We start from the raw sequence: 22,681 nt of genomic DNA, 5'->3' as shown, positions 1-22,681 counted from the left end.
GGATGAACGACGATGCATCGGTACAGGTCCCACACCTGCGGCGAGCTCCGCTCCTCTGACGTCGGCACCGACGTCCGACTGAGTGGCTGGCTGCACAATCGGCGCGACCTGGGCGGCATCCTCTTCATCGATCTGCGCGATCACTACGGCATCACGCAGCTCGTCGCCCGTCCGGGCACGGAGGCGTACGAGGCGCTGGACAAGCTGACCAAGGAATCGACCGTCCGGGTCGACGGCAAGGTCGTCTCCCGCGGCGCCGAGAACGTCAACCCCGACCTGCCCACCGGTGAGGTCGAGGTCGAGGTGGGCGAGGTCGAGCTGCTCGGCGCGGCCCAGCCGCTGCCCTTCACCATCAACACCGAGGACGGGGTCAACGAGGAGCGGCGCCTGGAGTACCGCTTCCTGGACCTGCGCCGCGAGCGCATGCACCGCAACATCATGCTGCGCACGGCGGTCATCTCGGCGATCCGGCACAAGATGACGGCGCTGGGCTTCAACGAGATGGCGACGCCGATCCTGAGCGCCACCTCTCCGGAGGGCGCCCGTGACTTCGTCGTCCCGTCGCGCCTGAACCCCGGCAAGTTCTACGCGCTGCCGCAGGCTCCGCAGCAGTTCAAGCAGCTGCTGATGATCTCCGGCTTCGACCGCTACTTCCAGATCGCGCCCTGCTTCCGCGACGAGGACGCCCGTGCCGACCGCTCGCCGGGCGAGTTCTACCAGCTCGACGTGGAGATGAGCTTCGTCGAGCAGGAGGACGTCTTCCGGCCCATCGAGAAGCTGATGACCGAGCTGTTCGAGGAGTTCGGCAACGGCCGTCATGTGACGTCGCCGTTCCCGCGCATCCCGTTCCGCGAGGCGATGCTGAAGTACGGCTCCGACAAGCCGGATCTGCGCGCCCAGCTGGAGCTCGTCGACATCACCGACGTCTTCGAGGGCTCGGAGTTCAAGGCCTTCGCCGGCAAGCACGTGCGGGCCCTGCCGGTGCCGGACGTCTCCGGCCAGCCGCGCAAGTTCTTCGACCAGCTCGGTGACTACGCCGTCTCGCAGGGCGCCAAGGGCCTGGCCTGGGTCCGCGTCGGCGAGGACGGCACGCTGACCGGTCCGATCGCGAAGTTCCTCACCGAGGAGAACGTCGCCGAGCTGACCAAGCGCCTCGGCCTGGCTCCCGGCCACGCGGTGTTCTTCGGCGCGGGCGAGTTCGACGAGGTCTCGAAGATCATGGGCGCGGTGCGGGTCGAGGCCGCCAAGCGCGCCGGGCACTTCGAGGAGAACGTCTTCCGGTTCTGCTGGATCGTCGACTTCCCGATGTACGAGAAGGACGAGGAGACCGGGAAGATCGACTTCTCGCACAACCCGTTCTCGATGCCGCAGGGCGGTCTGGAGGCCCTGGAGACCCAGGACCCGCTGGACATCCTGGGCTGGCAGTACGACATCGTCTGCAACGGCGTCGAGCTGTCCTCCGGCGCGATCCGGAACCACGAGCCGGAGATCATGCTGAAGGCCTTCGAGATCGCGGGCTACGACCGCGAGACCGTCGAGGAGCAGTTCGCCGGCATGCTGCGCGCGTTCCGCTTCGGCGCCCCGCCGCACGGCGGCATCGCCCCGGGCGTCGACCGCATCGTCATGCTCCTCGCGGACGAGCCGAACATCCGCGAGACCATCGCCTTCCCGCTCAACGGCAACGCGCAGGACCTGATGATGGGCGCGCCGACCGAGCTGGACGAGGCGCGGCTGCGCGAGCTGCACCTGTCGGTGCGCAAGCCGCAGCCGAAGTAGTCCGCCGACGGCACGGCAGAGGGGCCCGGCACCGATCGATCGGATCGGCGCCGGGCCCCTCTGCCGTGGACGGCGACCCGTCACCCCACTTCAGCCGCCGGAGGCCGGCTCGGGGTCGGGGGCGGTGCCGGTATCGGTGCCGAACAGGTCGTCGGCCCGCGTCACGGAGTACGCCCTATTCAGCAACCGGGTCAGGACCCGCAGCTCGGAACAGTTGGTGACGCGTTCCCAGACATCGGCGGTGACGAGGACTCCTCGTTCCTGCAGGATCCTGAGCACGGCGATCGCATGTCCCTCGGCCAGGCCGTCCGCCCATCCCTGCGCGTACGCGTCGGTCCAGCCGCCCGCCCGTGCACGGAGGTGGGTGACCTCCTCCAGGGACAGGGAATCACGGCGGCTGATCTCGGTCAGGTGGGCGTTCTCGTCGTCGATCACTGCCTGCGGGGGAACGCCGAGGGCCATGCAGAAGGCTGTGGTCATGGCACGGCCGCTCAGCTTGTCCCGCAGCTCCGGGCCCAGGCACTCGCTGCTGAGGTCACGGTTCACGGAGCGTCCTTCGGGAGTTCCGTCGGGTCCGTGCCCGGGGCGAACAGGTCCTCCGCCCGCTCCACCGTGCCGGCGCGGTCGAGCCAGTCGTTGAGGCGGTCGAGGTCGGTGCAGGTGGTGATGCGCTCGCGTACGGCGTCGGTGATCGAGAGGCCGCGCACCTCCAGCACCCGCAGTACACCCTTGGCCTCGCCGCGGGCCTCGCCTTCGGCCTTTCCCTCGGCCTTGCCTTCGAGGTACTTCTCCTCGAACAGCGTCCGGTGTCCCGGGAAGTGGGTGATGACGTTCTGCATCAGCTTTCTCCAGTTCTCCCTGGTCGGAGTGGATTCCAGACCGACTTCCACCATCTCGAACCAGTACTTCGTGGTCTCCGGATCGAAGGACAACAGCCCGCGGGCGACGACTTCCAGTATGTCGGGCGCGCGGCGGTTCTCGCTGTGGACGATGGCGGAGAGCACCGCCAGGGCGGGGTGCCGGGCCACGGTCGTCTCGTCGGTCACCTCGGGGACGGTCTGGGGCCCCAGGACGATCGGCCGGGTGACCTGGGTCGGCCAGGAGGCCACGGCGCATTCGAAGGGGCCCATGGCCCACTCCGCCGTGGCACGGTCCCGGCACACCGCCACCAGGACGACCGGCAGGTCGTACTTCGCGCACAGATACGCGACGTAGTACGCCCAGCTTCTTGCCTTGTCGGGGTCCTTCTTCGTTTGTGACTCGACGGCGAGCAGGAAGTTCTCCCCATGTCGGGTGCGAACCTGAGCACCGTGTCCACGCGGCGCTCCATGGGCCGGATCTCGGTGGCATCGGGGGAGAGCTCGTCGAAGTCCTCTTTCGAGGGCGGCGGCAGCCCCAGTGCCTCGAAGACGGGCGCGAGAGCCTCCGGGTGCTCCTGGAAGAGCCGGTGGGAGGCCTCATGTGTCGATGTGACCATGAGCGCAAACTAGGGGCGCCCACGGCCAGTGCACCCGGCATATGCGGGGCATTCACCCGTTCGCGAAGGGAAGGAACGTCCCGCCGCCCCAGGGGGCAGGTCAGCCGTCCTTCCGCCCCCTCCCGGGGGCGTCCTCGTGGAGCACGCGCCTGCCGCTCGCGTCGGCTTCGCCGGGCTCAGTCCCTCAGTGCTGCTCGTCGTCCTCGCTCCGGTAGAGCGGCAGACCCCTGGTCGAGACGGTCCGGCCGGCGATGGTGACGTCCTCGCCGTAGACGAAGTCCTTGCGGGTGGCGTAGCGGGGGCCGTCGGGGGTGTGGTGGATGTCGGTGAGGACGGCTCCGGTGCCGGTGCGGGGGCCGAAGACCGCGTAGACGGGGATGCCGATTAAGGGGTAGTCGCGCATGGCCCGGTACAGGTGGGAGGCACCCTGCCGCGCGTCGTCCGGGGCGATGGCCATGGCGCTCGCTCCTCGTCTGTGCCCAGGGGCAAGGATCGTCGCCTTCAGGCTAGGCGCCCGCGGCCGACGGATCGGCTCGGCAGTCGCGGCAACGGCCCGGGGCCGGGGCGCGGAAGGCACGGTCGCAGCCGTCGCAGGTCTGGAGGGGGTGCCGGGGCGCGGGGGCCGGTGAGGCCGGGGGCCGGAGCGGCGGTGGAGGCGGTAGCTGTGCGGCCAGGCGGTGGGCGAGGAGGGCGGCCGGGCGGATCAGGGGCTCGCACGGCAGGTTCTCGGTCAGGGCGTGGCGTACGGCGGTGGGGGTGACCTCGCGCTCCAGCCAGGCGGCGACGCCCGGGGCGAGGTGTTCGGCGTCGGTGGCGGAGAGGAGGAGGCGGGGGTCGCGGCGGCGCAGGCCGGTGAGGACGTCGAGGGCCGCCTGGAGGAGGGCGGGTGCGGGATACGACGGCTGGGGCACGGCGGGGAGGCGCTTGCGTGGCGCAGGCTTCTCCGGGGCCGCGCGCCGGGCGGGCCGGCGGGGTGCCGCCTCCCGGGCGCCGCCGCTGTGTCCGGGCCTGTTGCAGGAGACCGTGCGGGTGACGATCCGGCCGGTGGACGTGCGCACGGGCGTGCGCTGCAGGTAGCCGTGTTCTTCGAGTTCGCGCAGGGCGGCGGCGATGCGGGTGGGGCCCTCGGGGAAGCGGGCGGCGAGCGTCTTGATGCCGACGGACGTGCCCTGCCGGACCGACTGGATGTAACAGCCCAGCCCGATGGCGAGCAGGGACAGCTCCTTGTGCTGGAGGAGGTGGTTGCCGATCACCGTGAAGTTCTCGGTGTGGCGGACGTTGTCGTGGACGACGCCCGCGAACGACCGCTCGTGGGGCGGTTCTTCGGCCGGGGTTCCGGACGGGGCGGGCACGGGCGCGTTAGGGTGCTGTGCAGCCATCGGGAAGGTCTTCGCTTCCTTTGGTGGTAAGGCCCTCGCATTGGGATCCCACTCCCGGCGGGGGCCGACTCATGTCTGGTGGTGTGTCGCCGCTGAGCGTAAGGCAGACAACCGGCCCCGAATCCAGCCAAGTTGGCATATTCACCCGCGGGAGTGAGCGTGCCCGGCGGGAGGGAGGGGTGGGGCTTGGCGGGGTGCTTTCTCCTCAGTGAGTGGTTCATGGGGGGCGCAGGTACGACCGGAACCCGTGCCGTCGCGTTCCGGCGCTTCCTGTCCCGACAGGACGACTTTCTGATTCACGTCACTCAGCGTGGCCGGATCTGCGTACCGTGAAGGGTGATGACGCCGTCGCGCACGGTGACCGCCCGGCGATTGTCCGGTGGTGTCCGGGCTTGCCGGGGCGGTGCGCACGGGTAGGGCGTCGCTGGTACGAGGCGGTACGACGGAGGGGCGCGCGCATGTCGGTGGACGGCGAGGTTCGGCAGCTCAGGACCGAGGCTGACGAGCCGGGGTGGGAGGTGGACCCGGACGACGAGTGGGGGTTGGCGGTCGTCGCCACCGTCGGACGGCAGTTGAGACTGCGCGCGAGGCGGTGGGGATGAGGGCCGGTGAGTTCGGCAGAGCCGTGGGGTACGGCGAGGACCTCGTCTACAAGATCGAGGGCGGGAAGCGGATTCCCCGACCGGAGTACCTGGACAAGGCGGACGAGGTACTGGGGGCCGGTGGGCTGCTCTCCGCGATGAAGGAGGACGTGGCGAAGGTCCGGTACCCCAAGAAGGTGCGGGACCTGGCGCAGATGGAGGCGCGGGCGGTCGAGATCGGGGTGTACGAGAACAGCAACATCGCCGGTCTGCTGCAGACCCCGGAATACACCAGGGCGCTGCTCGAATCGTGGCAGCCCGCCTACACACCGGAGGACCTGGAACGCCGGGTAGCTGCCCGTGCGGCGCGGCAGAGCGTGTACGAGCGGTCTCCTGCCCCCGCGCTGAGCTTCGTCCTGGAAGAGGGGACACTTCGGCGCAAGGTCGGGGGCACAATGGTCCGACGGCAGCAATTCGAACGCTTGCTGGAGGTGGGGCAGATGAACAACGTCACCCTCCAGGTGATGCCGATGGACAGTGGACCGCACTCCGGCATGAGCGGCAGGATCGAAGTGCTGAAGTTCGAGGACGGCACGGCGGTGGGGCGCTCCGACGGGGCGTTCAACGGCCGTCCGACGCACGATCCGAGGCAGCTTCGCATCCTTGAACTGCGGTATGGCACCATCCGGGCCCAGGCTTTCCCGCCGGGGGAGTCGCTTGCCTTCATCGAGCAACTGCTGGGAGAAACATGATCCGCAAGACCCTCGCCGGTGACGCCTCCGAACTGGCGTGGTTCAAGAGCAGCTACAGCAGCGGCCCCGACGGCGACTCGTGCATCGAGGTGGCGACCACTCCCGGTGCCGTCCACGTCCGCGACTCCAAGTACCGCGACGCGAGCCCACGCCTCGCGCTGGCGCCGGAGGCGTGGACCGGCTTCGTGGCGTACGCGTCCGGGAGCTGACTCCAGGGGACGCTAGCGCGCCACGAACTGGGTCAGGATGGCCTGGACCTCGTAGATGTCGACGCCCTTGGTGAAGGTCTTCTGGATCGGGGCCGCGCTGCCGGAGAGCCAGATCTTCAGCTCGGCGTCGAGGTCGAAGTGGCCGGCCGTCTCCACCGCGAAGTGGGTGATGCTGCGGTACGGGACGGAGTGGTACTCGGTCTTCTTGCCGGTGATGCCCTGCTTGTCGACCAGGATCAGGCGGCGGTCGGTGAACAGGATGGTGTCGCGGATCAGCAGGTAGGCGGCGTGCACCTGCTCCCCGTGGCCGAGCAGACGCGCGTACTCCTGCTGCGCCTGGGTCGGGTCGATGCTGTGTGCGTTGCCGAACAGTCCCATGGATGATCCCCCCACGTGTATGGATCACGCCGACGCGTGATCTTCGCAATCTAGCCCACGCGTCAGGGCCCTGGAACAGATGTTCCAGGGCCCTGACGTCAGTGGTGCAAGGTCGTTACGCGGACTGCGGCTCGCCGCCGAAGCGCTCCTTGTACGTCTCCAGGTCCTCGTCCGTCAGCTTGGCGAAGAGGACCGGCGGGACGGTGAAGGGGGTGCCGGCCGTGACCGCGGTCAGGGCGCGGGCCTCCTCGGGGGTGACCCAGCGCGCCGTGTCGTCCGCGAGGGAGAACGCCTGGCGCATGGCGGCCGTCGACGCCGGGATGAACGGTTCCGAGACCACCGCGTAGAGGTGGATCAGGTTCATCGCCGTGCGCAGGGTGAGGGCGGCGGCGTCCTTGTCGGTCTTGATCTCCAGCCAGGGGGCCTTCTCCTCCAGGTAGGAGTTGCCCGCCGACCACAGGGCGCGCAGCGCGGCCGCCGCCTTGCGGAACTGGAGGGCCTCCATCTGGTTCTCGTACTCCGCGAGGAGCGACGCGATCTCCTCGCCGAGCCGCCTCTCCGCCTCGCCGGGGACGCCGCCCGCCGGGACCTCCTCGCCGAAGCGCTTCTTCGAGAAGGAGAGCACGCGGTTGACGAAGTTGCCGAGGGTGTCGGCCAGGTCCTTGTTCACCGTGGCGGTGAAGTGCTCCCAGGTGAACGACGAGTCGTCGGACTCCGGGGCGTTGGCGATCAGGAAGTACCGCCAGTAGTCGGCCGGCAGGATGTCCAGGGCCTGGTCGGTGAAGACACCGCGCTTCTGGGACGTGGAGAACTTGCCGCCGTAGTACGTCAGCCAGTTGAACGCCTTGACGTAGTCGACCTTCTTCCACGGCTCGCGGACGCCCAGCTGCGTGGCCGGGAACATCACGGTGTGGAAGGGGACGTTGTCCTTGGCCATGAACTCGGTGTAGCGGACCGGGTTCTCGCCGGTGTCGGCCTCGTACCACCAGGACTTCCAGTCCCGGTTCTCCGGGTCCTGGTCCGCCCACTCCTTCGTCGCGCCGATGTACTCGATCGGGGCGTCGAACCAGACGTAGAAGACCTTGCCCTCGGCCGCCAGCTCCGGCCAGGTGTCGGCCGGGACCGGGACGCCCCAGTCCAGGTCGCGGGTGATCGCCCGGTCGTGCAGGCCCTCGGTCAGCCACTTGCGGGCGATGGACGCGGCGAGCTGTGGCCACTCCTCCTCGTGGGCGGCCACCCACTGCTCGACCTCGTGCTGGAGCTTCGACTGGAGGAGGAAGAGGTGCTTGGTCTCGCGGACCTCCAGGTCGGTGGAGCCGGAGATCGCCGAGCGCGGGTCGATCAGGTCGGTCGGGTCCAGGACGCGGGTGCAGTTCTCGCACTGGTCGCCGCGGGCCTTGTCGTAGCCGCAGTGGGGGCAGGTGCCCTCCACGTAGCGGTCCGGGAGGAAGCGGCCGTCGGCGGGGCTGTACACCTGGCGGATGGCGCGCTCTTCGATGAAGCCGTTCTCGTTGAGCCTGCGGGCGAAGTGCTGGGTGATCTCGACGTTCTGCTGCGAGGAGCTGCGGCCGAAGTAGTCGAAGGCGAGGGCGAAGCCGTCGTAGACCGCCTTCTGCGCGTCGTGCGCCTGCGCGCAGAACGCGTCGACCGGCAGGCCCTGCTCCTTGGCGGCCAGCTCGGCGGGGGTGCCGTGCTCGTCGGTGGCGCAGATGTAGAGGACGTCGTGGCCGCGCTGGCGCAGGTAGCGGGAGTAGACGTCCGCCGGGAGCATGGACCCCACCATGTTGCCCAGGTGCTTGATCCCGTTGATGTACGGAAGGGCGCTGGTGATGAGGTGTCGAGCCATCGGAGGCTGCTCCCAGGTTGATACGTACGGAACCTTCGAATCGTAGCCGACACGGGTGCGCCGCCCGCTTCCCGTTTTACGGGGTGAGAAGCGGGCGGCGCGGGACACCGCGTGGGCGGGCGGGGCGGGGCTACGGCCGCCAGGCGGCCAGGATGCCCTCGTACAGCTCCTTGTCGGTGAGCTCCTTCGGGGTCTCGCCGGCCAGGAAGTGGGACGCGTTGTCCGTCTTGAGCTTGCGGAGGTAGTCGAACGCCTTGTTCTCCGGGTCGCCGAAGGCGACGAAGGAGAAGTGCACGTCCGGGTGGTTCGCCGCGGCGTCGGTGAGGGCCTGGGTGGCGGGGGTCTTGGCGTCGGGGGCGCCGTCCGTCTGGAAGACCACCAGGGCGGGGGTGCCCGGCTCGGCCTCCTTCTCGTGCCGGGCGAGGACGGCCTCGACGGCGGCGTGGTAGCTGGTACGGCCCATGCGGCCGAGGGCGCCGTGCAGCTCGTCGACCTTGTTCTCGTGGTCGGTGAGGGTCAGCTCGCCGGTGCCGTCCACGTCCGTGGAGAAGAACGTGACGTGGACCGTGGCCTCGGGGTCGAGGTGGGCGGCGAGCGCGAGGACCTGCTCGGCGAGGGCCTGGGCGGAGCCGTCCTTGTAGTACGGGCGCATGGAGGCGGAGCGGTCGAGGACGAGGTGGACCTTGGCGCGGGTGCCGGTGAGGCCGTGCTTCTTCAGGACGGCGCCGGCGGCCTTGTAGGCGGCGGTGAGGCCGGGGGCGCGGGAGCGGACGCGGGCGGCGGGGGTGGCGGGCTTGGGGGCGGGGCCCTGCGGTGCCTCCTCGGCTACGGCCTCGGCGCCGGGTTCGTCGTCGGGTGCGGGGTCCTGCGGGGCTTCCTCGGTCACGGCCTCGGCTTCGCCTTCGGCCTCCGTGTTCTCACCCGTACCGCCCGTGCGGCTTTCGACGTCGGGTGCGGGGCCCTTCGGGGCTTCCTCGGTCACGGCCTCGGCTTCGCCTTCGGCCGGTGCGTTCCCACCCGCACCACCCGTACCGCTTTCGTCGTCGGGTGCGGGTGGCCCCTGTGGGGCTTTCTCGCCGTCGGCGGCTGCGGGCTCGGGGGCCGGGGCCGAGTGCGGTGACGGTTCCTGTTCGGCTTCCGGCTGTGGTTCAGCCTCGGCTTCGGGCTCAGGCTGCGGGTCCGGTTCCGGCTCCGGGTCCGGTTCCGGCTGCGCATCGGCTTCAGGAGCGGGCTCGGTCCTGGTCTCGAGCGCGGGTTCGGGCTCGGGCTGCGCCTCGGGCTCGGTGGCGGCCTCGGGCTCAGGGGCGGGCTTGGGACCGGCCTCCGGGGTCGGGGATGCCGGGGTCGTCTCGTCCGGGGACCGGGTCGGCTTGGGGACCGTGATGTTGGCGAAGGCCGCCTTGACGAGTTCGTGCTCGTCGGTCTCGGTCTCGGTCTCCGTCTCGGCGCGGGGCTCGGGGACCTGGGCGGACTCCGGCCGCTTCGGGGTCTCGGCCGGCTCCTCGGGCGCGGTGGGCTGGGTCGGGAGCGTCGGCTCCGGAGCGGCGGCCGGTGCCGTCGTCTCCTGCGCCGCACCCTCCGCCTCCTGGGCGGCCCGTGCTTTGCGTGACCGGCCGAACGCGTTCCGCAGGAGAGTGAGAATGCCCATGTGCGCAACCCTTCGCGTGAGTTGATGCCCGTCAATCCCTGGCCAGGACGGACACGTAAGGTTAGCGGCCCCGCCTTGTGATCTTGCGCAGGGTTTGGCGGTGAGACACCGGCGCGTCAAGGGCCGGATCCGGCCGCGGAGGATTTCCGTCCGGCTGTCCCGGGTTCACCCGTCGTTCATCCCCACGCCCGACTCCCGCACGTATGTGCGCCTACGGTCGCGCTGACACCAAGGGCACCTCAGAGCATCACAGGGCATTCAGGGAGAACGAGAAGTGCGCAAGCTGCTGCCGTTGATCGGAACGCCGTCCGGTTCGCACCCCGGCGGCCGGTCCGCCATGACCTGCCGTTTCCGGTGTGGTGACGCCTGCTTCCACGAGGTGCCCAACACCAGCTCCAACGAGTACGTCGGCGACGTCATCGCGGGTGCGCTCAGCCGCCGCTCCATGATGCGCGCCGCGGCCGTCGTCACCGTCGCCGCCGCGGGCGCCGGTGCCGTGGGCGTGGCGGGGGCGCCCTCCGCGCAGGCGGCTCCGGTGGCCGGAAAGGGTCACGGGCCGGGGCACGGGCACCACCCGAAGCCGCAGGGCGCGCGCGGGCTGCGGTTCCAGCCCGTCGCCCCCAACACCGAGGACGCCGTCGTCGTACCGGAGGGGTACCGGCAGGGCGTCGTCATCCGGTGGGGCGAGCCCATCCTGCGCGGGGCGCCCGCCTTCGACCCCGAGAACCAGACCGCGAAGGCCCAGGCCGGGCAGTTCGGGTACAACAACGACTTCCTCGCGCTGCTGCCGCTGCGCGGCGAGCACGGCCGGCAGCTCCTCGTCGCCAACCACGAGTACACCGACGAGGTGCTGATGTTCCGGGGCTACGACCCCGAGAACCCCACCCGCGAGCAGGTCGAGATCGCGTGGGCCGCGCACGGGCTGTCCGCCGTGGTGGTGGAGGAGGACCGCAGGAGCGGGAAGCTGACGCCCGTCCCCCGCCACCACCTCAACCGGCGCGTCACCGCCACCACCGAGTTCCGGCTCACCGGCCCGGCCGCCGGGTCGGACCTGGTGAAGACCTCCGCCGACCGCACCGGCCGCAAGGTGCTCGGCACCCTCAACAACTGCTCCGGCGGCACCACCCCGTGGGGCACCACGCTGCACGGCGAGGAGAACTTCAACCAGTACTTCGCCAACGGCGGCCGCGCCACCGACAAGCGCTACGGCATCGGCACCGGCGCCACCGAGCGCAAGTGGGAGCGGTTCGGCAAGCGCTTCGACGTCGCCCGGGAGCCCAACGAGGTGCACCGCTTCGGCTACGTCGTCGAGCTGGACCCGTACGACCCCGACTCCACGCCCCGCAAGCACACCCTGCTCGGCCGCTTCAAGCACGAGGCCGCGACCGTGCGGCTGACCTCCGACGGGCGCCCGGTCGTCTACACCGGCGACGACGAGCGGTTCGACTACTTCTACAAGTTCGTCGGCAGCAAGCGGATGCGGCACGGCAGCAGCCGCGGCGCGCGCGAGCACAACCTCACGCTGCTCGACGAGGGCACCCTGTACGTCGCCAAGCTCACCGGCGACTCCCCGGCCGCGGACATCGACGGCAGCGGCAAGCTGCCGCGCGACGGCGAGTTCGACGGCAGCGGGCGCTGGATCCCGCTGGTCACCGCCACCGCCGACGGCGCCGTCTCGCACGTCGAGGGCATGACGGCGGAGGAGGTCTGCGTCTTCACGCGGCTCGCCGGCGACAAGGTCGGCGCGACGAAGATGGACCGGCCCGAGGACATCGAGCCGTCCCCGCAGACCGGCAAGGTCTACGTCGCCCTCACCAACAACTCCAACCGCGGCAAGGCCGGCTACGCGGGCCCCGACGAGGCCAACCCGCGCGTCAGCAACAAGCACGGCCACGTCCTGGAGCTCACCGAGCGCCACAACCGGGCCGACGCCACCACCTTCGCCTGGTCGCTGTTCCTGGTGGCCGGCGATCCCGAGGACCCGGCGACGTACTTCGCGGGCTTCCCGAAGGACGCCGTCAGCCCGATCTCCTGCCCGGACAACGTGGCCTTCGACCCCCACGGCAACCTGTGGATCTCCACCGACGGCAACGCGCTCGGCAGCCACGACGGCCTGTTCGGCGTCGCGACGAAGGGCGAGAGGCGCGGTGAGCTGAAGCAGTTCCTGACCGTGCCGACCGGCGCGGAGACCTGCGGCCCGCTCGTCCAGGACCGGCGCGTGCTGGTCTCCGTGCAGCACCCGGGCGAGGTCGACGGCGCCTCGGTGGAGCAGCCGGCCAGCACCTGGCCCGACGGGCCCGGGAAGATCGTGCGCCCGGCGGTCGTGGCGGTGTGGCGCGCGGACGGCCGCGACATCGGCGTCTGAGGCGCGTCCGGGGGTCAGCCGCCCGCGTGCAGCGTGAGGTCGACGACCAGCGCGCGGTGGTCGGTGTCGGCCAGGTCCAGGAAGCGGGCGCGGTGGGCGGCGAAGTCCCGTGACACCAGCACGTGGTCGATCTGCGCGCCCAGCACCGGGGCCGTCCGGGCCGGCCAGCTGGGCGTGCGGTCCCGGCCGGCCAGGCGGGCCGCGTCGTGCAGTCCGGTGTCGAGGACGCGCCGGAAGGCGGCGTGGTCCTGGGTGGCGTTGAAGTCGCCGGCGAGGACGGTGGGGGTCCCGGCGTCCTCGGCGGCGGCGTCGCGCAGCCGCCCCAGCTCCGTGCGCCACAGGCCGACCTGCTCCGGCAGCGGCGGCATGGGGTGGGCGAGCTGGAGGCGTACGGCGTGGCCGCGCACGTCGGCGACGGCACCGGGCATGCCCATGGTGCCGGGGACGCCGGGGGCGGGCGTGAGCGGGAAGCGGCTCAGAATGACCGACCCCTCGGAGCCGCCGCCCTCGACGGCCCGCCGGTGCGGGTAGTCGGCGCCGAGCTCCCGCCGCAGGGCCGCGTCGCACGTGTACTCGCACTCCTGCACGAACAGCAGGTCGGGTTTCTCGCGGCGCACCGCGCGGATCAGCGCGTCGGCGCCCTGACCGAACTCGACGTTCGACGTCAGCACCCGCAGCTCGGCGACGGGCGGCCCGGCCGGCTCGCCGGTCCTGCCGTACGGCTCGATGAACCAGGCCAGCAGCCCGAGCAGCACCACGCCCCACACCGCTCCCGTCCACCACCGGGCGAGCAGCGTCAGCAGCAGCCCGGCCCCGGCCGGCACCAGCAGCCAGGGCAGGAAGGCGAGCAGTTGCGGCACCGGCGTGATGCCGTCGGTGTCGGCGATCCGGCAGCCGACGACCGTGCTGACCCCGGCGAACAGCAGCCCGGCGCACCAGGCCCCGAGCCGCCGCCCGGGCCGGCGGACCGCCGGCCCGCCGTGCGTGTGCGTCCACTCGCCGCTCGCCGTGTCGGTGTCCACGTCCCGGCCTTCCACTCGCGGGTGCGATGCCCGAATCCTCCCTCAAGGACGGCGGACGCGGGCGGAAAGTTGCCCGGCGCCTGCGCGGCCGGCGCCTGCGCGGCCGGCGGGTCCGCGGCCGGCGGGTCCGCGTGGAACTCCCGCACCACCTCGATGCGGCCCACGATGTGCCGGTTGAACTCCTCCAGCTCCTCCGCCGGGACCCACAGCTCCAGGATCGTCTCGCCGCCGGCCTGCCGTACCGGGTACCGCGCGAGGAACTCCGTGTCCGCCTCGAAGCGCGTGACGTAGCCCGACCCGGACGCGGGGACGTTCCAGTCGCGGGCGATGCGGACGGCGTAGTCCTCGTCGAGCACCGGGTAGAAGATCGGCTGCTCGGGCAGGCGCGGGGGCCAGGCCGTCCAGCCGGAGGCCTCGACGAGGGCCAGCTCCTCGGGGCCCGTGGGGCGCCACAGGGTCGTCGTCTTGCGCATGGCCGACGACGGTAGCCGCACGGGCGGCGCCCGGACCAGGGGATTTCCGCGCGTCGGTGCTCAGAGCCGGGCCCGTGGCGGGCGGGGCGGGGCCGGGTCGGCGGTGGGGTTCCCGGGGGGCCGTCGGCGGCGCAGCAGGTGTGCGTACCGGCCGGTGAGCCAGGAGGCGGCGGCGACCGTCAGACCGAGGCCGACCAGCAGCCAGGAGGCCGTGCGCAGGGTCGCGGTGAGCGCGTCGTAGACGGCGCCGGCGGCCGGGTCGTCCACCGCGCCGGGCAGTTCGGCCAGGGTGAGCCGACGGCCGGCGAGGACGGCGAGGGCGAGCAGCACCCCGCCGACGGCCGTGCCGATGCCGGTGGCCGTGAGCGCGCGCCGGCGGCAGGCGGCCACGGCGATCCCGGCGACGGCGAAGACGACGGCGGCGAGCGGCAGCCAGAAGGCGGCGACGTCGAGCACGCGGTAGCCCTTCCTGAGCCGGTCCGCCTCGCGGGCCGGGAGCACGGTGACCTCGGTGTGCCGGACCGGGATCCGCTGCGCCATCGGTACGTTGTCCCGGACGAGCCGGCCACGGACCCGGGCGGTGACGGGGGCCAGGTCGACCCTGACGGGGCGCCCGGCGGCCCCCTGGTCGCGCAGGGCGTGCAGCACGGCGGTGTGGACGGCCCGGTTGGCCGCGTCCCAGCCCGCGCGGAAGGCGTCGGTCCGGGTGAAGGAACGGGCCGCGTCCCGCACGTAGAGGCGTACGGTCCCGCGCAGGGGGCCGGCGCCCACCTCGGTCATGACCCCGTCGCCCACCGTGTCCGCGACCGCGTCCCGTACGCGCGGGTCGGCGGCGAGCGGCGCCATGGCGGCGACGTACCGGCCGGTGTCGGCCAGCCCGTACGCCGCCCAGGCCGCCAGCGTGCCGCACGGGGCGAGCAGGCAGGCGAGGGCGATCAGGACGGCCGACAGGCCGCGCCTAAGACGTGAGGGCACCCTCCCAGGCAACGCCCGCGCGGCGGCCGGGGCGACCGGGACGCCTGCAAATGGGCCGCCCGCCGAACCGGACGGCCGAACGCGTGGCCTCCCACCGCTCGAAGCGACCGGACGGAGGGCCCCGGGCTCGCAACCCCGGCTCCGGGCCCGCGGCCCCGGCCCGCGGTCGGCGCAGGAGGGTCAGGACGGCGAGGCGATCGGAGCGAATGTCCCGGCGACACGCCGCCTGCGGGGTGCTCTGCCGGGACATTCGCTCCGATCGGGAGCCCCGGTTCGGGGCCCGGCTTCGCCGGGGACCGTGCGGGGCGCGGTCAGGCGATTCGGCGGCCCTTGGCGTCCTCGCACGTGTAGTAGCGGTAGAACAGCGCGGCGGTCACCGCGGCGGCCAGGATCAGCGAGAAGAGGATGCACGTGAACATGGCCACGCCGCTCTGCGCGTACAGGAAGCCCAGCGCACTGCCCGCGAACGCGCCCCACAGCGCCGCGTGTCCCTCGCGCGGCAGCCGCGCCGCCACCGCCCGGACCACGGCGTACAGGATGACGAACGCGAGCGCGGTCATGAAGCCGAACAGCAGGTTCCAGCCGGTGACGGGGCCGCCGTGGCGCCGGTTGGCCGCGGCCCAGTAGCCGTAGACCAGCCCCGCCAGGACGGGCACCACCCACCTCGCCACGCTGTGGGTGCGCGGGCCGAAGACGTCGGGCAGCATCGTCGGGCGCGTGGCCGGTGCCCGGTCGGACGTGTCCCGGCCGGACGTCTCCCGTGCGGGTACCGCGTGAGCCATGAGAGCACTCCTCTCTCCTCGCCCCCGACTACCAGGGCACACCGGAGAGCGGCGGGTGGCAAGTCAGGATGCGGGCGGTGGGGGCCCGTGCTTCGCTGGGGACGATGAGGGGTCGCGGGAAAGGACGTCCACCGGAGCCGGTGCGCGGCCGGTGGCGGCCGGTCGGGCGTCTGGTCAGGGCCGTCGGCCAGGGGGACGCCGTCTCCCGGCGCGAACTGCTGAGCATCCGCGGCCGGAGCGTCGCCTGGCTGTTCCCGCTCGTGCTGCTCGTCGGCATCGTCGCGGGCGACACCATGACCTCCGCGTTCCAGATCATCTCCTGGACCGTGCTCGTCCCCGGCATCGCGGCCGCGATCTGCGGGACACGGGAGACGGCGGTCTTCGCGGTGCTCGCGGTCGTCGTCTTCGTCCTGGCCGACACCACCTGGCAGCATCAGGACAGGACCGACACGCCGGGCCTGATCCTCGTCACCCTCGGCGGACTCATCGCCGTGCTCGCCGCCGTGGTCCGCGTCGCCGGCGAGCGGCGCATGCTGCACATGCGGGACATCGCCGACACCACCCGCCGCACCGTGCTGCGCCCGCTCCCGGAGGGTTTCGGCGGCCTCGACCACGCCGCCGTCTACCTCCCCGCGGACGCCCAGGCCCGCGTGGGCGGCGACTTCTACGACATCCAGCCCGGCCCGCACGGCACCCGCGTCCTCATCGGCGACGTCCAGGGAAAGGGCCTGGGCGCCGTGGAGACCGCGGCCGCGCTGCTCAGCACGTTCCGGGAGGCCGGCTACCACGAGGCGGACCTCGCGACGGTCGCCGAGCGCCTGGAGACCCGTATGGTGCGCCACCGCGAGCACACGGCCGCCCTCGGCCGGTCCGACGGCGACCGCTTCGCCACCGCCGTGCTGATCGGCTTCTCCGACGATCTGCCCGACGCCGTGGACGCCGTGGTCCTCGGCCACGACCCCCCGCTGGCGGTCGGCCCGGGCGGTGTACGGGAGCTGGTGACGGCCGGCGGGGTGCCGCTGGGCATGGCCGAGCTCGTCCCGGGGTCGCCGGTGACGGTGAGCCGGTCGGCCCTCGCCCGGGACGAGACGCTGCTGCTGGTCACCGACGGGGTGACCGAGGCCCGCGACGCCGAGGGACGTTTCTACCGGCACGGGGAGGAGGTGGCCCGCGCCGTCGCCGCCGACCCGCGCGACGCCGAGCCGCGGCGGCTGGTGGCCCTCGTGCGGGACGGCACGCTGCGGCACTGCCGGGGGCGGCTGGCCGACGACACGATGGTGTTCGCGGTACGGCGGCTGACCGGCTGAGCGCCCCGCGGCGCGGCCGCAGCGGATACCGTGCTGCCGTACGTGATCGACAGGGGGAGGGGACATGCCCGGAACCGTGCTGCTGCTCGCGGCCTCGCCCGTGGGCCGGGGGTGCCTGGTGGACGCCGCCTCCGTGCTCCCCGTGCTCGCCGCCGTGCCGCCCGCCGTGCTGGCCGGCACGGACACCGCGAACGTCGTCGAACTCGCCGACCCGCTGGAGCCGCAGGCCGTCCTCACCCGGCTCCGCGCCGCCGCGGCGGCCCCCGGCCCGCTGACCGTGTACGTCACCGGGCAGCTCCAGCTGGACCGGCGCGAACGCCTGCCCCACCTGGCGCTGGCCCGTACGACCCCCGCCACGGTCCGCTACACCGCCCTGCCCTGGCACTGGATCCGCGAGGAACTGAGGCTGCGGCCGAGCGGCGCGACGACGCTGCTGGTGGATCTGCACGCCGACCAGGAGACCTGGGAGTGGCTGCGGGACCGTCCGCTGGACTCGGGCCGCAACAACGCCGTCTACGGCCGTATCGCGCCGCCGCCCCCGCGGCGGACCGTGGCCGCACCCGCGTACATGCGCGGCGTCGCGACGATCCTGCGCAGCGGGCACCGGCCGCCGACGGACGAGCTGCACCGGCAGGCGCTGGAGCGCTGTGCGGCCGACGGCCCGGGGAGCGGCGCCGACCTGGTGCTGGCGGCGCCCGGTCCGGTGGCGGGGGACCCGCACGCGGTCATCGCCGCCGCCGTGCGGTCGGGGCGGCACGGGGACGCCGACGCGCTGGCCGCGCGCCACGAGCGGGCCGCCGCCCTCGCGCTCGGGCCCGCCTCCGAGGAGGCGTTGCACTGGGCGGAGGTGCGGGCCGACCTGGCGATGTTCGCCGGGGATCCGGTGCGCAGCTGTCGTGCCTGGCTGGCGGTGGCCGAGGCCCGCCTGCGGGCCGGGCAGGAGGCGGGGACGCCCGCCGTGGAGGCGGCCGTGGACCGGGCCCACCACCAGTGGGGGCGGATCCGCGACACCGCGCGGGCCCGTGAACTGGGCGCCGCGCTCGCCGCGTTGCGCGGCCGGGTCCCCGGTCGGCGCGAGGGCGCGCTGGACCACGTGCAGCGGGAGCTGGGCCGGCTGCAGACCCAGGGCTGACGCCCCCGCGGGCCTCGGCCGGTGCGTGCGCCCGCGGGCGCGGTGCGACGGCTGTGATTCACCGTGTACGACCCTCGCCTGTGCGTAACAGCGGTGCCATGATGGGGTGTTATGGCTGAGGGGGACGGAGTGGTGACGCGTGGTGTCCGCGTCCGGCTCGACGGCACCGCGAGCGAGAGCGACATCGGTGCCCTGCACAAGTGGCTGGAGAGGGAGAAACCGCTCGACGAGCTGGTCCGGGCCGGCCGGCTGCGCATCGACGAGCGGCGCCGGGCCGACGAGACCGGCGCCCCGATGGGCATCGGCATGGAGATCGTCCTGGTGCTCGTCGGGAGCGCCGCGGGCGTGACGTTCCAGGAGATGCTGAACCAGGTCAAGGGGGCCGTGGAGGCCTGGCGGGCCAATCGCAGCGAGGTGGAGGACGGCGAGCCGCCCGAGGGGCGCGTCGAGCCGGTGAACCTCGACGACAGGTAGGCGGCCGGTGACCGGTTACGACCCGCGGGGGGAGGCGAACCGGGCGCTGCTGGTCGGGGTGTCCGAGTACGACCTCACGAAGCCGCCGTACGGCGTGCCCGGCGCTCTTCCCGCGGTCCGCCACAACCTGACCCGGCTGCGGGACGCCCTGCGGCGCGGCGGTGTGTTCCGCGAGCAGGACATCACGGTGTGCCGCTCGCCGGACCAGGTCGAATTCGGCCGGGCGCTGCGGACCGCCGCCGACGGGGCCGAGGGTGTCCTGCTGCTGTACTTCGCCGGGCACGGGGCGATCCCGAGCGCGGGCGACGAGCTGTTCCTGCAGATGCGCAACGCGAGCGTGGTCGCGGGCGGGCACGCGGTCTTCCCGGGCGCGGAGATGTTCAGCACCGTGCTGACGGTGCTCGCGGCCAGTGAGGCGCGACGGATCGTGGTCGTCCTCGACTGCTGCTTCGCGGGCAACGCCGCGTGGATCTGGGAGACCTTCCGCGACAAGCGGCGGGTGCTGCTGCTGATGAGCGTGCAGGCCAACCACCGCATCGACGCGGGCGATCCGCACACCCCGACGCCGTTCACGGACGAACTCGCGGCGCTGCTGGACAACGGCGACGAGGAGGTGTGGTTCCGGGGGCTCGCGGACGCGGTGCGGGCCCGGATGACCGGCGACGGCCACCGGACCGTACGCGGCGACCTGTGGGAACCGCAGAGCCGTACCGAGCCGGAGGAGGACGTCCTCCTCGCGGCCGCCGAGAGTGACCCCGGCGGGGGGGACGCGGGGGTCGAGGGGGCGGGCTCGGGCCAGGGTGTGGGGTCCGAGGGGGCGGGCTCGGGCCCGGACGCGGGGTCCGGTGGTGGGGTGGACGCGGGGCAGGGTGCGGAGCCCGGCGGTGGGGAAGCGGGGCAGGGCGCGGAGCCCGGCGGTGGGGTGGGGGCGAGCCCGGGGCGGCGGTGGCCCAGGTGGATGCGGAACGGTGTCCTCCTCCTGGCGTTCCTGCTCGCCGTCGGCATCGGCTCGTACCGGCTCGTCGCGACGAGCGGTGACGCGCAGGCCTCCTGCACCCCGCCCCTGGAGCTGCGCGTGCTGACCGACCCCGACCTGGAGCCGACCGTCCGGTCCGCCGCGGACGCGTACCTGACGTCGGGGGAGAACACCACCGGCGACGGCTGCCGGCGCAGCGGCATCACCGTCTACAGCGCGGGCGCCGCCGACGTGGTCACCGCCCTGCGCAAGCGGACCGGCGCCTGGCAGGAGCCCCGCGACGACGACACCAACCCGCAGCGCGACGTCGGCCCGCAGCCGGACGTCTGGATCCCCGGCTCCCGCGCCGACGTCGCCCGGGTGGTCGAGGGCCAGGACACCGACGCCGTGGCCGTCCTGGACCCGGACGACGAGGCGTTCGCGTACTCCCCGATCGTGCTCGCCGTCCCGCAGGAGTTCGCCACCGAGACGCGGGACGAGCGGGCCGGTCCCCCGCTCAACCGGATGATCGACGACCTGCTCGCCCGGCGCGCCGACGCCGAGGTGCGCCGCCCGGACCCGGAGTTCACCGACACCGGCCTGCTCGCCACGATCGGCCTGCACGCCACCACCGGCGCCGGCGACCCCGTCCGCGCCGAGAACCGCGTCGCCCAGCCGGGACCGCCCTCCCCGACCGCCGCCGACCTGCTGTGCACGCTGCCCGACGACGACGCCGTGGACGACCGCACCGCCGCCCTCGTCCCCGAGTTCCTGATGAAGAGCGGCCTCGGCTGCGACAGCGACCGGCGCACCCCGCGCATGGCCCAGTACCCCGGCGACGTGCCCGGCCTGGAGCCCGTCTTCGTCCGCGTCCGCTGGCAGGACGCCGATCGCGACGAGACCGCCAGGGACGACGCGGCCGGTCGTTTCCGCGCGTGGCTCACCGGTGCGGGCGGGCGCGAGGCGCTCGCCCGGGACGGGTTCCGGTCGGCCACCGGCAGCCGCGCCCTGCTGGACACCGTCGACGTCGCCGACCCGGTGTGGCAGGTGCCGTCGCCGCTGACCGAGTCGGCCGGGCGGGACGCGATGGAGGCGGCCCTGGCGGCCTACCGGGACGCGGCCGGGCCGGGCAGGGTGCTGTTCCTGCTCGACAGCTCCGGCTCGATGGCCGGCCGGTGGGAGGGCCCCAGCGGCGGACCCGGCCTGCTGAAACAGTCGCTCGGCGGGCTCGGCGCACAGGACGAGTACGGCGTGTGGGCGGTGTACGACGCGGACGGGGATCCGTACGACGTCCTGCTGCCCTTCGACCGTCACGCCCGCAGGGACGCCGAGCGCACCGTCGACCGGCTGGCCGGGGTACGGGACGCCGAGTCCGCCCCGGACCGGGCTCTGCTCGCCGCCCTCGCTCACCTGCAGCAGCGCGGCGCCGGCGACGAGCGGCCCGGCCTGATCGTGTACATCACCGACGACGAGGACGCGGCCCGGCTCAGCGGCGACCGCCTCCGCGACGTCCTCGGCCTCGCGCGTGCGGTGCGGGTGCCGGTGACGATGGTCTCGCTCGCCGGCGGCGGCTGCGACCCGGGGAAGCCGGACGCCCGGATCTCCGAGGTGAGCGGCGGCCGGTGCCTGGACGCCGACGACGACCTCGGTGCCGCCCTGCACGACGAGGTCGCGCGCACCGGGACGGGGGAGGACTGATGCCGCGACAGCATCCACGACGACAGCACTCGCCACGCCGGCTCCCGCGGCGGCGGCTCGCGGCCCGCTGGGTCCTGCCGGTCGCGCTGGCCCTGCTCCTGCCGACGGCCTGCACCGGCGGCGGTGACGGGGACGGAGGCCCCGCGGCGACGCCGTCCGCCGACGTGCCCGGCGACATCGTGGTCGCCAGCGGCCGGGACGTCACCGGCAAGAACGGCGTCCGGCAGCGGCTCATCGACGCGTGGAACGCCCGGCAGGAGAAGGCCGGTTCCGACTACCGCGCCCGGCTGGTCGAACTGCCCGGCAACGCCGACGAGCAGCGCAGCCAGCTCCTCGGCGCCCTCCAGTCCGGCAGCGCCGCCTACGACGTGGTCAACCTCGACGTCACCTGGGTGCCGGAGTTCGCCGCCGCGCACCTGATCAGCCCGCTGCCGGCGTCGCTGCTCGACGAGGACGTCATCACCCCCGTGGCGAGCACGGCCCGCTGGGACGGCGAGGTGTACGCCGCGCCCTTCAACAGCGACGTCGGCCTGCTCTACTACCGGCGCGACCACCTGCGGCAGGCCGGCGTCCAGCACACCGACCTGGGCGGCGACGTCGACTGGAAGCGGCTGCGGACACTGATCGAGACCCTCAACGACCACAAGCCCGCCGGTTACGAGAAGGGCTGGACGACCCAGCTCGCCGCGTACGAGGGCCGCACGGTCAACGCCGTCGAGGCCTTCGCGTCGGCGGTCCCCGGCGGCACGCTCACCGACGAGGACGGCCGTTACGACGCCACCGTGGAGGAGCTGACGCAGGGCATCGCCGAGCTGCGCCGCCGCACCGAGGCGCCGTACATCCTCCCGGACGCCGTCCACTCCGACGAGGCGGCCTCCCTCGGCGACTTCGCCGCCGGGCGCACCACGTTCCTGCGGCAGTGGCCGTACGCCTACCCGACCCTCTCCCACACCTTCCCCGGCGACCGGCTCGGCGTGACCGCGCTGCCGGGCCGGGCCGTGCTCGGCGGCCAGAACCTCGCCGTGACCTCGGCGTCCCAGCGGTCCGGCAAGGCGGCCGAGCTGATCAGGTACCTCACCGGCAAGGAGAGCGAGCGCTGTCTGCTGGACGCCGGTTTCGCGGCCACCCGCACCTCGGCGTACGTGGACGACACCGTGCGGTGCGCGGTGGCCACGGCGGCGCCCTCACCGGCCCCCACGGGCGAGGGCGCCGACACCATGCCGCGTGACGCGGCGGGCCGTCCGGCCTACGCCCGCCACACCCTGCTCCCGGCGCTGCGGCAGGCGGTCCACCGCCCCCGCACCCCGCTGTACGGGGCCTTCACCCAGACCTTCACCACCCAGCTCGGCGCCCTCTTCACCGACAGCGCGCCGGGTGACGCGGAGCTGGCGCAGCGCCTCGACGCGGCACTGCGCGAGGTACTGCCGGACTGAGGGGCGGCGGCGGGGACAC

The 22,681-nt window shown here is 73.0% G+C and carries 17 protein-coding genes and 3 pseudogenes; 9 read left to right on the top strand and 11 right to left on the bottom strand.

All coding sequences use genetic code 11. The features are described 5' to 3' along the window. Positions 1–12: 12 nt before the first annotated feature. A complete protein-coding gene (aspS, locus tag ACIRFH_RS06080; protein WP_403517356.1) occupies positions 13–1,776 on the top strand; it encodes an aspartate--tRNA ligase in 1,764 nt (587 codons plus the stop codon). A 90-nt stretch (positions 1,777–1,866) separates the two neighbouring features. Here the strand turns inward: aspS and ACIRFH_RS06075 are convergent, their stop codons facing one another. From ACIRFH_RS06075 to ACIRFH_RS06060, 4 genes and pseudogenes are all read right to left on the bottom strand, one after another. Beyond that, the gene (locus ACIRFH_RS06075) at positions 1,867–2,322 is read right to left on the bottom strand and encodes a hypothetical protein (RefSeq protein ID WP_403517354.1); all 456 of its coding nucleotides are present in this window, start codon (positions 2,320–2,322) and stop codon (positions 1,867–1,869) included. Next, positions 2,319–2,906 carry a hypothetical protein gene (locus ACIRFH_RS06070; RefSeq protein ID WP_403517352.1) on the bottom strand — a complete coding sequence of 196 codons (588 nt, stop codon included), beginning with the start codon at positions 2,904–2,906 and terminating at the stop codon, positions 2,319–2,321. The genes ACIRFH_RS06075 and ACIRFH_RS06070 overlap by 4 nt, the downstream gene beginning before the upstream one ends. 531 nt (positions 2,907–3,437) lie before the next feature. Next, positions 3,438–3,656, bottom strand: a pseudogene (locus ACIRFH_RS06065) (Uma2 family endonuclease); the annotation flags it as partial. A 103-nt stretch (positions 3,657–3,759) separates the two neighbouring features. Further along, positions 3,760–4,632 carry a helix-turn-helix domain-containing protein gene (locus ACIRFH_RS06060; protein WP_403517351.1) on the bottom strand — a complete coding sequence of 291 codons (873 nt, stop codon included), beginning with the start codon at positions 4,630–4,632 and terminating at the stop codon, positions 3,760–3,762. Positions 4,633–5,090: 458 nt separating this feature from the next. Here ACIRFH_RS06060 and ACIRFH_RS06055 point away from each other — a divergent pair. Together ACIRFH_RS06055 and ACIRFH_RS06050 are read left to right on the top strand one after the other, a co-directional pair. Next, a pseudogene (locus ACIRFH_RS06055) lies at positions 5,091–5,965 on the top strand (helix-turn-helix domain-containing protein). Further along, a complete protein-coding gene (locus ACIRFH_RS06050; RefSeq protein WP_403517350.1) occupies positions 5,962–6,174 on the top strand; it encodes a DUF397 domain-containing protein in 213 nt (70 codons plus the stop codon). The pseudogene ACIRFH_RS06055 and the gene ACIRFH_RS06050 overlap by 4 nt, the downstream one beginning before the upstream one ends. 12 nt (positions 6,175–6,186) lie before the next feature. On the opposite strand, the gene ACIRFH_RS06045 is transcribed toward ACIRFH_RS06050, so the two are convergent. The 3 genes from ACIRFH_RS06045 to ACIRFH_RS06035 all read right to left on the bottom strand — a co-directional run bounded on the left by ACIRFH_RS06045 (position 6,187) and on the right by ACIRFH_RS06035 (position 10,046). Continuing rightward, complete coding sequence (locus tag ACIRFH_RS06045; RefSeq protein ID WP_403517349.1) at positions 6,187–6,552, bottom strand: PH domain-containing protein; 366 nt, start codon at positions 6,550–6,552, stop codon at positions 6,187–6,189. Positions 6,553–6,667: 115 nt separating this feature from the next. Then, positions 6,668–8,398: a methionine--tRNA ligase gene (gene metG, locus ACIRFH_RS06040; protein WP_403517348.1), complete on the bottom strand. Its 1,731-nt coding sequence runs from the start codon at positions 8,396–8,398 to the stop codon at positions 6,668–6,670. Between the two features lie 130 nt (positions 8,399–8,528). Then, on the bottom strand, positions 8,529–10,046 hold the full coding sequence (locus ACIRFH_RS06035; protein WP_403517347.1) for a VWA domain-containing protein: 1,518 nt from the start codon (positions 10,044–10,046) through the stop codon (positions 8,529–8,531). Between the two features lie 274 nt (positions 10,047–10,320). On the opposite strand from ACIRFH_RS06035, the gene ACIRFH_RS06030 reads away from it, so the two are divergent. Then, positions 10,321–12,411, top strand: coding sequence for a PhoX family protein (locus tag ACIRFH_RS06030; RefSeq protein ID WP_403517346.1), 2,091 nt, complete (start codon positions 10,321–10,323; stop codon positions 12,409–12,411). Positions 12,412–12,425: 14 nt separating this feature from the next. Here ACIRFH_RS06030 and ACIRFH_RS06025 read toward each other — a convergent pair whose 3' ends face one another. From ACIRFH_RS06025 to ACIRFH_RS06010, 4 genes and pseudogenes are all read right to left on the bottom strand, one after another. Then, on the bottom strand, positions 12,426–13,433 hold the full coding sequence (locus tag ACIRFH_RS06025) for an endonuclease/exonuclease/phosphatase family protein (protein ID WP_403517345.1): 1,008 nt from the start codon (positions 13,431–13,433) through the stop codon (positions 12,426–12,428). 128 nt (positions 13,434–13,561) lie between these two features. Further along, a pseudogene (locus tag ACIRFH_RS06020) lies at positions 13,562–13,906 on the bottom strand (ADP-ribosylation/crystallin J1); the annotation flags it as partial. Positions 13,907–13,966: 60 nt separating this feature from the next. Beyond that, the gene (locus ACIRFH_RS06015) at positions 13,967–14,881 is read right to left on the bottom strand and encodes a hypothetical protein (protein ID WP_403517344.1); all 915 of its coding nucleotides are present in this window, start codon (positions 14,879–14,881) and stop codon (positions 13,967–13,969) included. Between the two features lie 311 nt (positions 14,882–15,192). Further along, positions 15,193–15,663, bottom strand: coding sequence for a hypothetical protein (locus tag ACIRFH_RS06010; protein WP_403517343.1), 471 nt, complete (start codon positions 15,661–15,663; stop codon positions 15,193–15,195). 104 nt (positions 15,664–15,767) lie between these two features. Between ACIRFH_RS06010 and ACIRFH_RS06005 the strand changes: the two genes are divergently transcribed. The 5 genes from ACIRFH_RS06005 to ACIRFH_RS05985 all read left to right on the top strand — a co-directional run bounded on the left by ACIRFH_RS06005 (position 15,768) and on the right by ACIRFH_RS05985 (position 22,662). Then, the gene (locus tag ACIRFH_RS06005; RefSeq protein ID WP_403517342.1) at positions 15,768–16,970 is read left to right on the top strand and encodes a PP2C family protein-serine/threonine phosphatase; all 1,203 of its coding nucleotides are present in this window, start codon (positions 15,768–15,770) and stop codon (positions 16,968–16,970) included. Between the two features lie 64 nt (positions 16,971–17,034). Next, positions 17,035–18,102, top strand: a complete 1,068-nt coding sequence (locus ACIRFH_RS06000) for a hypothetical protein (RefSeq protein WP_403517341.1) — start codon at positions 17,035–17,037, stop codon at positions 18,100–18,102. Positions 18,103–18,213: 111 nt separating this feature from the next. Continuing rightward, positions 18,214–18,576 (top strand): hypothetical protein, encoded by a 363-nt coding sequence (locus tag ACIRFH_RS05995; RefSeq protein WP_403517340.1) that lies wholly within the window; start codon positions 18,214–18,216, stop codon positions 18,574–18,576. A 7-nt stretch (positions 18,577–18,583) separates the two neighbouring features. Further along, positions 18,584–21,229, top strand: coding sequence for a substrate-binding domain-containing protein (locus ACIRFH_RS05990; protein WP_403517339.1), 2,646 nt, complete (start codon positions 18,584–18,586; stop codon positions 21,227–21,229). Beyond that, on the top strand, positions 21,229–22,662 hold the full coding sequence (locus ACIRFH_RS05985) for an extracellular solute-binding protein (RefSeq protein ID WP_403517338.1): 1,434 nt from the start codon (positions 21,229–21,231) through the stop codon (positions 22,660–22,662). Before ACIRFH_RS05990 ends, ACIRFH_RS05985 begins: the two co-directional genes overlap by 1 nt. The last annotated feature ends 19 nt before the right edge of the window (positions 22,663–22,681 follow it).

Source organism: Streptomyces sp. NPDC093586 (genome assembly GCF_044764905.1).
GTDB lineage: Bacteria > Actinomycetota > Actinomycetes > Streptomycetales > Streptomycetaceae > Streptomyces.
This window is presented reverse-complemented; position numbering and strand designations above follow the sequence as displayed.